General features: G+C 34.5%; 1 pseudogene. It reads left to right on the forward strand.

Going from position 1 to position 313, the window contains the following annotated elements:
- Positions 1-313, forward strand: a pseudogene (gene glyA, locus CJ670_RS09875) (serine hydroxymethyltransferase); the annotation flags it as partial.

Raw genomic sequence — 313 nt, forward strand, 5'->3', positions numbered from 1 at the left:
CTCATAGTGGAAGTCAAGCAAATGGTGCTGTATATGCAGCACTTCTTAAAGCTGGTGATAAAATCTTAGGAATGGATTTATCTCATGGTGGACATTTAACTCATGGAAGTAAACCAAGCTTTTCAGGGCAAAACTACTCTGCATTTTATTATGGTGTTGAACTTGATGGAAGAATCAATTATGATAAAGTAGAAGAGATTGCAAAAATTGTTATGCCAAAAATCATTGTATGTGGTGCAAGTGCATATGCAAGAGAGATTGATTTTAAAAGATTTAGACAAATAGCAGACTCTGTTGGAGCTATTTTATTTGC

Source organism: Arcobacter cryaerophilus gv. crypticus (genome assembly GCF_002993025.1).
Taxonomy (GTDB): domain Bacteria; phylum Campylobacterota; class Campylobacteria; order Campylobacterales; family Arcobacteraceae; genus Aliarcobacter; species Aliarcobacter cryaerophilus_B.